Raw genomic sequence first — 13454 nt, 5'->3', positions numbered from 1 at the left:
CTGCAAATCAGGCCGGTCCCGCCGGCCTCTGCAGCCCTCATCAGCGCCTCCGCCCTGTCCTGAGCGAGGCGCCTTGCCCTGTTCGTCCCTGTCCCTTATCCCTCTCATCCCAGGTTACAAAGTCTTCCTGCACCTCTGATAGGTTGTGCTATCTAATTTAGCCAAGGCTATAACCACCGAGAGGCGGGCCGAATGCTGGAGAAGACGAGACGCTGGACCCTGGCGGGTCTGCTGGGATTGCTGCTGGGCAACGTCGCTCAGGCGGCGGAGCCGTTCAAGGTGGTCACCACCTTCACGGTGATCGCCGACATGGCGCGTAATGTGGCGGGCGACGCCGCGCGGGTGGAATCCATCACCAAGCCCGGCGCCGAGATCCACAACTACCAGCCCACTCCGGGCGATCTGCTGAAGACGCGCGATGCGCAGCTGGTGCTGTGGAACGGCCTCAATCTGGAGCTCTGGTTCGAGCGCTTCTTCAGCCGCATGAAGGACGTGCCCAGCGCGGTGGTTTCCCAGGGCGTCGCGCCCATCGCCATCGCCCAGGGCCCCTATGCCGGCAAGCCCAATCCCCATGCCTGGATGTCACCCCAGGCAGCGCTGATCTACGTCGACAACATCCGCGATGCCCTGGTGCAGCACGACCCGGCCCAGGCCGAGACCTATCGTCGCAACGCCGAAGCCTACAAGGCGCGCATCACCGCCACCCTCGAACCCCTGCGCCAGCAGCTGCAGGCGATTCCCGAACAGCGGCGCTGGCTGGTGTCCAGCGAGGGCGCCTTCAGCTACCTGGCGCGCGACCTGGGGCTCAGGGAGCTCTATCTCTGGCCGATCAACGCCGACGCCCAGGGCACGCCGCAGCAGGTCCGCCGGGTGATCGAGACGGTGCGCGCCGAGCGGATTCCGGCGGTGTTCAGCGAAAGCACGGTTTCCGCCGCACCGGCCGAGCAGGTGGCACGGGAGAGCGGCGCTCGCTACGGCGGGGTGCTCTATGTCGACTCCCTGAGCGCCGCCGACGGACCGGTGCCCACCTATCTCGATCTGCTGCGGGTCACCACCGAAACCCTGGTGAAGGGGCTGGCGCCATGATCGCGCTCGAGGGGGTCAGCGTGACCTATCGCAATGGCCATACCGCCCTGCGCGACGCCAGTCTGGTGGTACCCGGCGGCTCCATCACCGCCCTGGTGGGCGTCAATGGCAGCGGCAAGTCGACGCTGTTCAAGGCGATCATGGGCTTCGTGCCGGTCCGTTCCGGCCAGGTAAGGGTCGATGACCTGCCGGTGGCCCGGGCGCTCAAGCGCAACCTCGTCGCCTACGTCCCCCAGAGCGAAGACGTGGACTGGGACTTTCCGGTGCGGGTGGAGGACGTGGTGCTCATGGGCCGCTATGGGCGGATGAATTTCCTGCGCCTGGCCCGCGCCGCCGATCACCAGGCGGTGGACGCCGCCCTGGCCCGGGTGGGGCTGACCGCGTTGCGCAAGCGGCAGATCGGCGAACTCTCCGGCGGCCAGAAGAAGCGCGTCTTTCTCGCCCGCGCCCTGGCCCAGGACAGCCGGGTGATCCTCCTGGACGAACCCTTCACCGGGGTGGACGCCACCTCCGAGCGCGCCATCATCGAATTGCTCCAGGCGCTGCGCGCCGAAGGTCGCTCCATGCTGGTGTCGACCCACGATCTGGCCAGCATCGAACGCTTCTGCGACCGCACCGTGTTGCTCGATCGCACCGTGCTGGCCCAGGGGCCGACGGCCGAGGTCTTTACCCGGGAGAATCTGGAACGCACCTTTGGCGGCGCCCTGCGGCTGTTCGAGGCTGGCCAGGCGGAGCCGCGGCGGCGGGAGCGTGCCTGATGGAAGGGCTGCTGGAACCCCTGGCCTACGGCTACATGAGAAATGCCCTGGGTGCGGCGGCGCTGGTGGGCGGGCTGTGCGCCTTTCTTTCCGCCTACCTGATGCTCAAGGGCTGGTCGCTGATCGGCGATGCCCTGTCCCATGCCGTGGTGCCCGGCGTGGCCGGCGCCTATCTGCTGGGGCTGCCGCTGGCCCTAGGCGCCTTTCTCGCCGGCGGCGCGGCGGCTGGCGCCATGCTCGGGCTGCGGCACTACACCCGACTCAAGGAAGACGTCATCATCGGCCTGATCTTCAGCGCCTTCTTTGGTGGCGGGCTGTTCCTGGTCTCGCTGGCGCCGGTCGCGGTGGACATCCAGACCATCGTCTTCGGCAACATCCTGGCCATCACCCCCGAGGCCAGTCGCCAGTTGCTGACTATCGCCGCCGTCTCGCTGCTGGTGCTGCTGCTCAAGTGGCGCGACCTGCTGCTGGTATTCTTCGACGAGGGCCAGGCGCGCGCCTGCGGTCTCAATCCCACCCTGTACCGGCTGCTGTTCTTTACCCTGCTGGCGCTGAGCACCGTGACGGCGATGCAGACGGTGGGCGCCTTCCTGGTCATCGCCCTGGTGGTGACGCCGGGGGCGACGGCCTATCTGCTCAGTGATCGCTTCTCGCGGGTGGTGCTGATCAGCGTCGCCATCGGCGTTGGCAGCGGGCTGTTGGGCACCTATCTCAGCTACTTCCTCGACGGCGCCACCGGGGGCTGCGTGGTGGTCTTGCAGACCCTGATCTTTCTGCTGGCCTTCGTCCTGGCGCCGCGTCACGGCCTGCTGGCCAACCGGCGCCGGGCGCGGCAGACGGCGGAGGCGGGCTGATGGACTGGCTGCTGCTGACCCTCGAAGTCGACTTCCTGCGCCAGGCATTGCTGATGGCCGTGCTGGTGGCGGTGCCCACGGCGCTGCTGTCCTGTTTCCTGGTGCTCAAGGGCTGGGCGCTGCTGGGCGATGCCATCGCCCACGCGGTGTTTCCCGGCCTGGTGCTGGCCTCGGCGCTGGGCGCGCCGCTGGTGGCGGGCGCCTTCATCGCGGGGTTGGGTTGCGCCCTGGCCACCGGCTATCTCAAGCGCCACAGCCGGGTAAAGCAGGACACCCTGATGGGCGTGGTCTTTTCCGGCATGTTCGGCCTGGGCCTGGTGTTGCACGCCAGGCTGCCCACCGAGCTGCACCTGGACCACATCCTGCTCGGCGACCTGCTGGGGGTGTCCCCGGCGGCCTTCTGGCAGATGGCAGTGATCACCGGCCTGGTGGTGCTGGCGCTGGCCTGTCGCTGGCGCGACCTGCTGGTGCTGGCCTTCGACGCGGCCCAGGCCCGGGCCCTGGGCCTACGGGTAGGGCTGCTGCACTACGGCCTGCTCGGCCTGATCGCCCTGACCGTGGTCGGCGCCCTGCAGGCGGTGGGCATGGTGCCGGTGGTGGCGCTGCTGATCGCCCCCGGTGCCACGGCCTTTCTGCTGACCCGTTCCTTTGGCTGGATGCTGCTGCTGGCCACCACCCTGGCCGTGATGGCGGCCCTGGGCGGGGTGCTGCTGAGCCTGGTCTGGGACAGCGCCCCGGCGCCCACCCTGGTGATGCTGCTGACGGCCGGTTTCCTGCTGGCCCTGGCATGGCGCCTGTGGCGGGATCGACGTCGTTCGGGCGACAAGGGCGTTCAGGTGGCCTGATGTAATCGACTGACCGGCCCTGCCAGACACCTCCGGTCACGCTCGCCTCACCTCAGGAGAACCACAATGAAAACCGTCGCCCAGTTGCTTGCCCTGAAGACCCAGCAGGACGTCTACACCATCGCCCCCGACGCCTGGGTGCTCGACGCCCTGCGCCTGATGGCGGAAAAGAACGTCGGGGCGCTGCCGGTGATGCGCGACGGCGAACTGGTGGGCATCGTCAGCGAGCGCGACTATGCGCGCAAGGTGGCCCTACAGGGGCGCGCCTCCTATGCGACCCCGGTCAGCGAGATCATGACCGAGGCGGTCATCATCGTGCTGCCGCAGCAGACCGTGGGCGACTGCATGCAGATGATGACCGACCACCACCTGCGTCACCTGCCGGTGATGGGCAACGGCAAGCTGATCGGGCTGCTGTCCATCGGCGACCTGGTCAAGGCGACCACCGTCCAGCAGGCGGAGCTGATCCGCCATCTGGAAGGCTATATCCGCGGCGAGTGAATGCCGCTGTCTCAACCTGTCCCAATTTCCGTAACGTCAATCATTACCATCCATGCCCTTTCATCGGAGGGCATGGCTCATGGCCAGGTTGCAACGTTTCATCGCTACGCCGCTGGCGCTCGGCCTGGCCGCCGCCAGCCTGGCGGTCCAAGCCGAAGAGATCACCGATCTCGACACCACGGTGGTCACCGCCGCCGGCTTCGAACAGCGTCTGGAGGACGCACCCGCTTCAGTCACCGTGATCGACGCCGAGACCCTGCGCAAGCGCCCGATCCGCGATCTGGGCGACGCCCTGCGCGACGTCGAGGGCGTGGTGGTCAACGGTGCGGCCAATGAAACCGATATCTCCATCCGGGGCATGCCGGGGGACTACACCCTGATCCTGGTGGACGGTAAGCGGCAGAGCGCGCGGGAGTCGCGGGTCAACGGCAATCGCGGCTACGAGCAGAGCTTCATTCCGCCGGCGGCGGCCATCGAGCGGATCGAGGTGGTACGCGGGCCTATGTCCTCGCTGTATGGCTCCGACGCCATCGGCGGGGTGATCAACATCATCACCAAGAAGAACGCCGCCACCTGGCACGGCTCCCTGACCACCGACTACATCGCCCAGCAGCACCGCGACCAGGGCAATTCGCGCCAGGGCCAATTCTTTCTGAGCGGACCGCTGCACACCGACCTGCTCGGTCTGCAGCTCTGGGGCCGCTACCTGGATCGCCAGGCCGACGACGACATCGAGCGGACCCAGGGCTTCAGCAAGGCGCGTCATCGCGATCTGACCGGGCGCCTGGTCTTCACCCCGACCGAGAACCAAGAATTCCTGCTGGAAGCCGGGCAGACGCGCCTGCGCAACGGCGACGGCCTGAGCGACAACTGGGCGACTCGCCAGCAGGACAACGACCGCGATCACTGGTCGCTGAGTCATACCGGCCACTGGACCGGCGGGCTGCGCTCGGACGTGTCGCTGCTGCATGAGGAGACCTCTCGTGAAGGCCTTGCCAAGCCGGAGCAGACCGATGTCTATGGGCGCAAGCCGCAGGTCGAGAACACCGTGTTCGATGCCAAGCTGGTGACGCCCCTGGACGACCACCTGCTCACCACCGGTCTGCAATACAACCGTGGCGAGGTGCAGGATTGGAACCAGGGGCTGAACGATCGCCGCCAGTATTCCTTTGCGGTGACCCAGCAGGCGCTGTTCGCCGAGGACGAGTGGGCCATTACCGACAGCTTCGCGCTCACCGGCGGACTGCGCCTGGATCACCACGAGCTGTACGGCAATCACTGGAGTCCGCGGCTCTACGGGGTCTGGCATGCCACTCCCGAGTGGACCTTCAAGGGCGGCGTCTCACGCGGCTTCAAGGCGCCGGAAATTCGCGCCGTGGCGCCGGGTTACGCCTATCTGCGGCGCAACCGCTTCGTCATGCTCGGCAATCCGGATCTCAAGCCGGAGACCAGTACCAACTACGAGGTGGCGGCGCTCTGGTCCAACCGGCGCAATCTGGAAGCGGCGGCGACGCTGTTCTACAATGACTTTCAGGACAAGCTGTCCACGGTCACCACCACCGAGCGCTGGAATGGCTACATCCGCATGGACCGCATCAACGTCGACGAGGCGGTGATCCGCGGCGTGGAGCTCAGCGGTGGCTGGGACATCACCGAGGTCCTGCGGCTGGGTGGCAACTTCACCTATCTCGATTCGGAGCAGCGCAGCGGTCCCAACCAGGGTGCGCCCCTGGCCCTGACCCCGGAGCGCAAGGCCAACGTCCGCCTGGACTGGACCCTGTCGGACCGGCTCAATCTGTGGACGGCGCTGGATTACTACGGTGAGGAATACGACGCCACCCTGACCGGCGAAGCGGCGCCGGCCTATACCACCTGGGACGTGGGCGGCGGCTTCGTGGCGACGCGCAACCTGAGCTTCAATGCCGCTATCCGCAACCTGAACGATCGGCGCCTGGACGACGAGACCTATGGCACGGTGAACTACGGCCGGCATCTCTGGGTGAGTGCGACTCTGAGCTTCTAAGGGAGCCAGATGCTCCACGTGGAAACTCCACTGCGCTGGTGCTGGAACCGTAGCGTGGAAAACGGCGGAGCCTTTTCCACTTGGGACTTCGCTGTGAGGCGCGCCCCGGAGGGAGAGGGCGCTATTCGAGCAGGCGGTCATCTCCAGCATCAGCCAGATCCTGATCGATCAAGGTGGCGCTACCTTGGGAGCCATTGTTCTGGCGCGACAAGGTCTTTTATTTGGACGATCGCGGCCATGGGCCGCTCCTACGGGATATCTGGCTGCTAGGAGGTCGACGGCAGCAGGATCCGGGCGCAGAGGCCGCCTTGCGGGCGATTGCGCAGCTGCAGCTCGCCGCCGTGGGCGAGGATACAGGCCCGGGCGATGGCCAGGCCGAGACCGAGGCCACGAGCGCTGTCCTGGCCCGGAGGCCGGTAGAAGGGTTCGAAGACCCGTTCCAGCTGGTTTTCCGGCAGGCCGGGTCCGTCGTCGAGGATGTCCAGGCGGAGCAGCTGTGGCGCGGGGCACGACAGCTCCAGTGTGGCGCTGCTACCGTGCTGCAGGGCGTTGTCGAGCAGATTGCCCAGGGCGCGCTTGAGGGCCAATGGACGGCCGCGGAGCGGTGCCGCGCCAGTACCTGACCAGGATACCGTCTGGCCCAATGCCTGATAGCGATCCTGCAATGCCTGCAGCAGGGCAACGAGGTCGACATCCTGGTGGCTTTCGGTCCGGCGCTCGCCACGGATGAAGTCGAGGGTTTCCTGCACCATGGCGTCCAGTTCGGCCAGGCTTTCTTCCATGTCGTCGCGCTCGATCGAAGGCTCCAGCAGGGCCAATTGCACCCGCAGCGCAGCCAGTGGAGTGTTGAAGTCGTGGCTGATGGCGGCCAGCATGCGCACCCGATCATCCAGGTGGCGCAGCAGCCGTTCCTGCATCAGCTCGAAGGCCGCGGCCAGTTCCCTGGCCTCGCGTGGGCCCTGACGGACCTCCAGGCGACTGCGCTCGCCCCGGCTGAGTCCCTCCGCGGCGCGGGTGAGCCGTTGGAGCGGCCGTACCAGTTGGCCGATCAGCAGCCAGGCCAGCAGCAGCACCGGCAGAGCGCCCAGCAGCAGCGACCAGCCCAGGGCGGTCAGCCAGCCGTCGCTGCGTGCCGGATACTGCACGGCATTGAGCCAGCGACCGTCCGAAAGGCGCACGCTGCTGCGCAAGCGCAGGGGTGCCCAGCCGGCCGGGGTCAGCGGCGAGGCGCGGGCGGCGTCGCCGGCGAGGCCTTCCAGCTGCATCACCAGACCCTCTTCGGCCTGTCCAAGGCGCCGCGCCAGATCCCGGGTCAGGCGGCGTTCTTCCGCGAGCATGGGGAAGGGCGCCACCTCCGGCGTCGTGGCTATCCAGACCTGTGCCGGTGACTCGGCCAGCACCCGCAGCAGGGCTTGCGCCTGCGCCGTCGGCAGGCGCTCGACCGCAGTCCGGGCCACCGCCAGGCGCTCCAAGGCCTGGCCATAGGACAACGGATGGACCAGCGCGCCGGTCTGGTGCAGGACCAGCGCCGCGGCCGCGTGCGCCAGCAGCAAGGCCGCGCAGAACAGCAGGCAGAGGCGGGGGGTGATGCCCTGCAGCCAGCTACGCCAGGGCGCGATCATGGGCCGTCCAGGGCCTCCACCGGGCAGTCCAGCAGATAGCCGCGGCCCCAGACGGTCCGCAGCGGCGATTCGCCTGCCGGATCGGCCAACCGCAGGCGCAGGCGACTGACCTGGCGATCCAGGCTGCGGTCTTCCAGCGCGCGATCGGGCGGCTGTACCTGGTGCAGCAATAGATCACGATGCAGCACGGTCTGGGGCTGACACAGGAAGGCCAGCAGCAGGCGCGCCTCCGCCTGACCCAGGCGGCGGGTGCTGCCGTCCGGGTAGTGCAGGCGCTGACTGACGGCGGCGTAGTGCCAGCCCGCGAAACGATAGATCGCCGCCGGTACAGGCTCGCTCGGAGACGTCGGAGCGGTCGCCTGGTAGCGACGATGCAGGGTGCGAATCCGTGCCACCAGTTCGCGCGGTTCGAAGGGCTTGGTCAGGTAGTCGTCGGCGCCCTGTTCCAGGCCAAGCACCCGGTCATCCACCTCGCCCCGGGCGGTGAGCAGGATGATCGGCGTCGTGTCGCGCTGGCGCAGTTCACGGCAGAGACTGAAGCCGTCGCCATCCGGCAGCATCACGTCGAGGACGATGACATCGAAGCGCTGCTGCGCGAGCAGCGCCTTCATCCGCGTGGCATCGGCTGCGGTGGTGGCTTCGAGCCCCTGGCGACGCAGGTAGATCGCCAGGGGCTCACGCAGCTTGCGGTGGTCGTCGACGAGTAGGACGTGGATGGCGGTCACGGCAAAGGGAGATTGGTGGTAGCAACCCCTCTAGGATAACGCTTTGCCTGCTCCGTTGGTATTGCTTCTCATTTGCCGGGCGCGACAGCCAGGGTGCTGAGCTGGCGTCCTTCGGCATCGAAATTCTCCGCCGCCAGCCAGCGCCGGAAGCCGGCGTCCACGGCGGGCCACTCGTGATCCAGCAGGCTGAACCAGGCGGTGTCGCGGTTGCGACCCTTGACCACCCGGTGCTGGCGGAACAGCCCCTCAGGGCGCATGCCCAGCCGTTCGGCGGCGCGTTTCGAGCGGGCATTGGCGTTGTCGCACTTCCACTCCAGGCGCCGATAGCCGAGGGCGAAGGCTTCCTGCATCAGCAGATAAAAGGCTTCGGTGGCCAGGGGCGTGCGCTGCAGGCGCCCGCCAAAGGCGACATGGCCGATCTCGATGCTGCCGTGTTCGGGGACGATGCTCATCAGGCTGAGTTGCCCCAGGGCGCGACCGTCGCGGGGGTCCACTACCGCATAGAAAAGCGGATCGCGCCCCTGGGCCAGGCCGGCCAGCCAGCTGTCGAAGGCGGCCCGCTCGGTGAAGGGGCCATAGGGCAGATAGTCCCACAGGGCCGGGTCCCGGTCGTGCAGGGCTTCCCAGAGATCGTCGCCATGACGCGGCGGGTCCAGGGGTTCCAGGCGTACATGGTGACCCTGCAGCAAGCGGGGCTGGGGCACATGGGCCGGGGTCCAGTCGAGCGGGGTCATGATCTGTCTCCCAGCAGGTGACGGTACTGGATGAAGCCGGAGCGGGTTGCGATGCGATCGTAGAGCTGGCGTCCCGGGTAGTTGGTCTCCTGGGTCAGCCAGTGCACCCGGTCGCAGCCGTCCGCTTCGGCGCGGGCATAGACGTGCTCGATCAGGGCGCGGCCCAGGCCGCCGCCGCGGTGGTCCTGGGCGACATAGAGATCCTGCAGGTAGCAGTAATCGCTCTCGGTCCAGCAGGACGGGTGATAGATGAAGTGCACCAGGCCCAGGGGCCGCTCGCCGTCCCAGGCCAGGGCGCCATGCAGGGGCTGGGCGGGATCGAGCAGGCGTTGCCAGGTGCGGGCATAGGTGCTTTCCGGCAGGACGGTCTCGTAGAAGGCCAGGTAGGCCTGCCAGAGGTCGTGCCAGACGGCGTGATCGGCTTCGCTCAGGGGGCGGATGGTCATGGGTGGCTCCAGGGTCAGGCGGGAGAGGGGATCAGGGCGGCCAGGGCCTGGTCGCCGGGTACCGGGCTGGCGGCCAGACCCTGGCGGACGCCTTCGCGATCGGCGGCGTTGCGATTCTGGCTGAGCTTGGCGAGGCCCTGGAGGCTGTCGAGGGGCAGGCGCAGGCCGCGGATGGCGCACAGCATGCCCTGGACATAATCCGCGGGCGCATCCGCGACCTGCCAGGGCCGGGCACGCCCGGCTTCGTGCTGGTCGGTGAGGCGCTCCAGCAGCTGCAGCAGGCGCTCGGGGTCATCGAACACCTCGACGCTGCCGCGGGCATGCACGGCCTGGTAGTTCCAGGTCGGCACCACCCGCCCATGTTCGGCCTTGCCGGGATAGAAGGCCGGGCTGACATAGGCCTGGGGACCCTGGAACACCGCCAGCGCGACAGGGGCCTCGACCAGTGTCTGCGCCTGGGGATTGCTGCGTGCCAGATGGCCATAGAGGGTGCCATAGGGACCCTCGTCGGGCGCCAGCCAGAGCGGCAGATGACTCACCAGCGGACCGGCCTCGGTCTGGCTGACCAGCAGCGCCAGGGCGTGATCGCGCAGGTGCTGGTGCAGCCTGGGCAGGTCGTCGAGACAGAAGGCGGGATTGGGATACATGGGCAGTAACTCCAGCGATGTCCGACCATGCTAAGGTCGCCTTTGGCTCCCTGTAAGAGCCAATTTCCATGACTTTCAGGGTGCCAATCCATGCTGGGATTCGAGCCGTCGGGGCTGTTGCTGGAGCCGGGTCAGGGGCTGGCGCGCCAGCTCTACCAGGGCCTGCGCGAGCGCATCCTGGCCGGTGAGCTGGCCGCCGGGGTACGGCTGCCGGCCAGTCGCGAACTGGCGCGGCTGCTGGGGATCTCGCGCAATACCGTGACCGCCGCCTACGAGCAGCTGCTGGCCGAGGGTTTTCTCGACAGCCGCCCGGGCGACGGCACCTATGTCGCGCCCGTGACCCGAGCGCTGGCCGCTCCCGAAGTCACGACCAGGGCGGCCCCCGTGCCCCTGGCCAGCGTGCCGCCCGGCGCGCCGTGCGCCTTTCGGGTCGGCCTGCCGGCGGTGGATCTGTTTCCCTTCGCCACCTGGGCGCGGCTGCAGCAGCGTTTCTGGCGCCAGCCGGAGCCGGCGCTGCTGGGCTATCGCGAACCCGGCGGCGAACCGCGACTGCGCCGCCTGCTCTGCGCCTATCTGCGCCAGGCGCGGGGCCTGGTCTGCGCACCCGAGCAGATCCTCATCACCAGCGGCGCCCAGCAGGCCATCGAACTCTGCGCCCGGCTGCTGCTGGCGCCCAGCGCCCTGGCGGCCATGGAGGATCCCGGCTATCGCGCCGCGGGCCTGGCCTTGCAGAGTGGCGGGGCGCGGCTGCAGGGAATCCCGGTGGATACGGCAGGGCTGGTGGTGGAGCAACTGGCTGGCCAGCGGGACTGCCGACTGGTCTATGTCACCCCTTCGCACCAGTATCCCACCGGCGCCGTGCTGTCCCTGCCGCGCCGCCTGGCGCTCTTGGACTGGGCACGGCAGACGGACGCCTGGATCGTCGAGGACGACTACGACGGCGAATACCGCTACCAGGGTGCGCCGCTGGCGCCCCTGGCCGCGCTGGATCGCCACGGTCGGGTGCTCTATGTCGGCACCTTTTCCAAGATCGCCTTTCCCGGCCTGCGCCTGGGCTATCTGGTGGCCCCGCCCGCGCTGGTGCCGGCGCTGCTGGAGCTGCAAAGGGCCGGCATCCGCCATCTCGACAGCGCCACCCAGACGGTCATGGCCGATTTCATCGAGCAGGGTCATTTCCAGCGCCATATCCGGCGCATGCGTCGGGCCGCGCGCAGTCGCCGTGATGCCCTGCTGGCCGGCTGGCCAGAGGTCGCCGGCTGCGCCCCGCCGGGTGTGCCAGTGGCCGGTCTGCATCTGTGCCTGCCGGTCACCCAGCTGGCCCGCGAAGCCGAGCTGGTAGCGCGGGCGGCCGCGGTCGGGGTGGAACTCAACGCGCTATCGCGCTACTGGCTGCCCGAGGGCCCGACCCCGCCCGACGCCCGCGCCGGATTGGTGCTGGGCTTCGCGGCGGTGCCGGAGGCGCGGATCAAGGAGGCGCTGGCCAGGCTGCGGGAGGCCTGGAGTGAGTAGTTATGAAGGCAATAACGTTAGTTATGATATTGCCTTGAGATTATTAGGCTGACGCTAGTTTGGCTGTCATTGCAATTGAACCTACTTGTGCTTCACTTGCCATCCCCGATATCGGGATATAATCCAGGCTTCTATCCTGCTAGATAGAGCACCCGCCGTTTTCATGGATGAAACATCATAGGTCGTTTCATCCTGGTTATCCGTTATCTCCAGTAACCAGGAGTCACTTACGTGAGTCAGGCTTCTTTGCTTCCTTCCCGGCCAGTTCGCCTTGCTGCGCTGGCCGTAGCCATTTCCCTGGGCGTTACCGGCTGCGCCACCGTCGATAATTTTTCCAGCGGCCAAAGTCGTACCGTCAACTGTCTGGCTGGCGGTTTCCTCGGCGCCGCTACAGGCGTAGCCGCGGCTGCGCTGGCCAAGGGCGATGGTGCGACGCTGATCGCCGGGGCCGTGGTCGGCGCCTCGGTTGGCTGTGGCGCCGCCCTGGCCTACAAGAATCGTCTCGAGCGACTCAAGCAGATCGCTGAGCAGGAGAAGATCCCGCTTCAGGTGGAAACGTTGCAGACTGCCGCCGCTACGCCTTCGGCTGCGCCCCAAGAAGCGGGGCTGGTGGCTCAGATCGCCGATGAAGGCATGTTCCCGACAGGGAGTGCCCAGCTCAACGACGAAGGTCGCCGCAAGCTCGCCAAGCTTGCCAGTGCCTATGTTGGCAAGGAAGCCACACCCATTCTTATCGTTGGCCATACCGACGCTACCGGCACACCGGCCATCAACCAGGCGATGTCGGAACAGCGCGCACGGGCGGTAGCAAGCATTCTGGTCGAGCAGGGCATTTCGCGAGATCGCATGTACTTCCAGGGTGCCGGCGCCTCACGCCCCATCGCCGACAACAGCGATCCGCTCGAGCGTGGCAAGAACCGTCGCGTCGAGATCGTCGAGTTGAACGACAAGGCGATGCTGGTCAAGCGTATCAACGCGGAAAAGAACAACGCCAAGTATCTGGCCCATGGCACCGCCACGGAGTCCGTGGCCAAGCCCGAGAGTAAAAAACCGGCTGTTGCCACGGCTTCGTCGAAAACCGTCAAGACGGCTGATGCCGAGGCGCCTCGGCAGACGAAGCCGAGCGTGGCGAAAATCGATTTCGGCGGTCAGCCGGTTGCCAGCGGTGCCTGGAAGCTGGGTCAGGCCTTGCGTCCGAAAAGCGGTGGATTCACGCTGATCTCCACTGCCTACGCCCAGGTGCCCATGAGCAGCTGTCAGCAGGACGCCCCGCGCGTCAGTGGCGAGGTCAAAAGCTTCGCCACCGGCGCTGCGCTATCTGACCATGCCACACGCGAATACCTGCCAGGCATGAACGGACGCGCCTGGGCCGGCTTGGTCAATGGCCATCTGGTGACCCTGTCGCCGGTTGCCGTGCTGCGTGATAACGCTGCGCTGGTGAAGGACCCGAAAGTCTTCATCACCCAGAACTATGAAAAAAACAAAGGCGGACCCAGCGATGCCTATACGGCCGTCGCCAATACCTATGAAGGTGAAGACGCCATTCTCTATCGGGTCTTCTTGGAACAACCCGAGCAGGCACCGGTAAGTTGTATTGATGTAGTAATTAAAAAGACCGGCGACAAAAGTATCGACGGCGACCTGTTTTACGACAATGGCACCAAGCCTTACATAGCGACTTACGCGCCTGTGCGCGGCTGATTC

13 protein-coding genes are annotated in these 13454 nt (G+C 67.0%); 8 read left to right on the top strand and 5 right to left on the bottom strand.

Going from position 1 to position 13454, the window contains the following annotated elements:
* Positions 1-192: 192 nt before the first annotated feature.
* The 6 genes from PSK12I2_RS0112660 (at position 193) to PSK12I2_RS0112635 (ending at position 6067) form a co-directional block, all read left to right on the top strand.
* Positions 193-1086, top strand: coding sequence for a metal ABC transporter substrate-binding protein (locus PSK12I2_RS0112660; protein WP_027598700.1), 894 nt, complete (start codon positions 193-195; stop codon positions 1084-1086).
* Complete coding sequence (locus PSK12I2_RS0112655; RefSeq protein ID WP_027598699.1) at positions 1083-1844, top strand: metal ABC transporter ATP-binding protein; 762 nt, start codon at positions 1083-1085, stop codon at positions 1842-1844. Before PSK12I2_RS0112660 ends, PSK12I2_RS0112655 begins: the two co-directional genes overlap by 4 nt.
* Entirely contained in the window at positions 1844-2698 is an 855-nt protein-coding gene (locus tag PSK12I2_RS0112650) for a metal ABC transporter permease (RefSeq protein ID WP_037007704.1), read from the top strand. Before PSK12I2_RS0112655 ends, PSK12I2_RS0112650 begins: the two co-directional genes overlap by 1 nt.
* Positions 2698-3543: a metal ABC transporter permease gene (locus PSK12I2_RS0112645; RefSeq protein ID WP_037007702.1), complete on the top strand. Its 846-nt coding sequence runs from the start codon at positions 2698-2700 to the stop codon at positions 3541-3543. Before PSK12I2_RS0112650 ends, PSK12I2_RS0112645 begins: the two co-directional genes overlap by 1 nt.
* Positions 3544-3609: 66 nt before the next feature.
* The gene (locus PSK12I2_RS0112640) at positions 3610-4044 is read left to right on the top strand and encodes a CBS domain-containing protein (RefSeq protein ID WP_027598696.1); all 435 of its coding nucleotides are present in this window, start codon (positions 3610-3612) and stop codon (positions 4042-4044) included.
* 79 nt (positions 4045-4123) lie between these two features.
* Positions 4124-6067, top strand: a complete 1944-nt coding sequence (locus PSK12I2_RS0112635) for a TonB-dependent receptor domain-containing protein (RefSeq protein WP_027598695.1) — start codon at positions 4124-4126, stop codon at positions 6065-6067.
* A 266-nt stretch (positions 6068-6333) separates the two neighbouring features.
* Here PSK12I2_RS0112635 and PSK12I2_RS0112630 read toward each other — a convergent pair whose 3' ends face one another.
* The 5 genes from PSK12I2_RS0112630 to PSK12I2_RS0112610 form a co-directional block, all read right to left on the bottom strand.
* Positions 6334-7689 carry a HAMP domain-containing sensor histidine kinase gene (locus PSK12I2_RS0112630; protein ID WP_027598694.1) on the bottom strand — a complete coding sequence of 452 codons (1356 nt, stop codon included), beginning with the start codon at positions 7687-7689 and terminating at the stop codon, positions 6334-6336.
* A complete protein-coding gene (locus PSK12I2_RS0112625) occupies positions 7686-8414 on the bottom strand; it encodes a response regulator transcription factor (protein WP_027598693.1) in 729 nt (242 codons plus the stop codon). The genes PSK12I2_RS0112630 and PSK12I2_RS0112625 overlap by 4 nt, the downstream gene beginning before the upstream one ends.
* Before the next feature lie 68 nt (positions 8415-8482).
* Entirely contained in the window at positions 8483-9148 is a 666-nt protein-coding gene (locus PSK12I2_RS0112620; RefSeq protein WP_027598692.1) for a GNAT family N-acetyltransferase, read from the bottom strand.
* On the bottom strand, positions 9145-9594 hold the full coding sequence (locus tag PSK12I2_RS0112615) for a GNAT family N-acetyltransferase (RefSeq protein WP_027598691.1): 450 nt from the start codon (positions 9592-9594) through the stop codon (positions 9145-9147). Before PSK12I2_RS0112615 ends, PSK12I2_RS0112620 begins: the two co-directional genes overlap by 4 nt.
* A 14-nt stretch (positions 9595-9608) precedes the next feature.
* Positions 9609-10241 carry an FMN-binding negative transcriptional regulator gene (locus PSK12I2_RS0112610; RefSeq protein WP_027598690.1) on the bottom strand — a complete coding sequence of 211 codons (633 nt, stop codon included), beginning with the start codon at positions 10239-10241 and terminating at the stop codon, positions 9609-9611.
* A 90-nt stretch (positions 10242-10331) separates the two neighbouring features.
* Between PSK12I2_RS0112610 and PSK12I2_RS0112605 the strand changes: the two genes are divergently transcribed.
* Together PSK12I2_RS0112605 and PSK12I2_RS0112600 are read left to right on the top strand one after the other, a co-directional pair.
* Positions 10332-11750 carry a PLP-dependent aminotransferase family protein gene (locus PSK12I2_RS0112605; protein WP_027598689.1) on the top strand — a complete coding sequence of 473 codons (1419 nt, stop codon included), beginning with the start codon at positions 10332-10334 and terminating at the stop codon, positions 11748-11750.
* Positions 11751-11981: 231 nt separating this feature from the next.
* Positions 11982-13451 (top strand): OmpA family protein, encoded by a 1470-nt coding sequence (locus tag PSK12I2_RS0112600; protein ID WP_051398721.1) that lies wholly within the window; start codon positions 11982-11984, stop codon positions 13449-13451.
* Positions 13452-13454 lie beyond the last annotated feature (3 nt).

It is taken from the genome of Pseudomonas sp. MOIL14HWK12:I2 (genome assembly GCF_000510745.1).
GTDB lineage: Bacteria > Pseudomonadota > Gammaproteobacteria > Pseudomonadales > Pseudomonadaceae > Chryseomonas > Chryseomonas oryzihabitans.
The sequence above is the reverse complement of the archived record's forward strand: the minus strand, read 5'-3'. Positions and strand labels throughout refer to the sequence as shown.

Excerpts from the sequence above, each read along its gene's own strand:
- PSK12I2_RS0112660 (WP_027598700.1), top strand. The coding sequence starts at position 193 with ATGCTGGAGAAGACGAGACGCTGGACCCTGGCGGGTCTGCTGGGATTG.
- PSK12I2_RS0112655 (WP_027598699.1), top strand. The coding sequence starts at position 1,083 with ATGATCGCGCTCGAGGGGGTCAGCGTGACCTATCGCAATGGCCATACC.
- PSK12I2_RS0112650 (WP_037007704.1), top strand. The coding sequence starts at position 1,844 with ATGGAAGGGCTGCTGGAACCCCTGGCCTACGGCTACATGAGAAATGCC.
- PSK12I2_RS0112645 (WP_037007702.1), top strand. The coding sequence starts at position 2,698 with ATGGACTGGCTGCTGCTGACCCTCGAAGTCGACTTCCTGCGCCAGGCA.
- PSK12I2_RS0112640 (WP_027598696.1), top strand. The coding sequence starts at position 3,610 with ATGAAAACCGTCGCCCAGTTGCTTGCCCTGAAGACCCAGCAGGACGTC.
- PSK12I2_RS0112635 (WP_027598695.1), top strand. The coding sequence starts at position 4,124 with ATGGCCAGGTTGCAACGTTTCATCGCTACGCCGCTGGCGCTCGGCCTG.
- PSK12I2_RS0112630 (WP_027598694.1), bottom strand. The coding sequence starts at position 7,689 with ATGATCGCGCCCTGGCGTAGCTGGCTGCAGGGCATCACCCCCCGCCTC.
- PSK12I2_RS0112620 (WP_027598692.1), bottom strand. The coding sequence starts at position 9,148 with ATGACCCCGCTCGACTGGACCCCGGCCCATGTGCCCCAGCCCCGCTTG.
- PSK12I2_RS0112615 (WP_027598691.1), bottom strand. The coding sequence starts at position 9,594 with ATGACCATCCGCCCCCTGAGCGAAGCCGATCACGCCGTCTGGCACGAC.
- PSK12I2_RS0112610 (WP_027598690.1), bottom strand. The coding sequence starts at position 10,241 with ATGTATCCCAATCCCGCCTTCTGTCTCGACGACCTGCCCAGGCTGCAC.
- PSK12I2_RS0112605 (WP_027598689.1), top strand. The coding sequence starts at position 10,332 with ATGCTGGGATTCGAGCCGTCGGGGCTGTTGCTGGAGCCGGGTCAGGGG.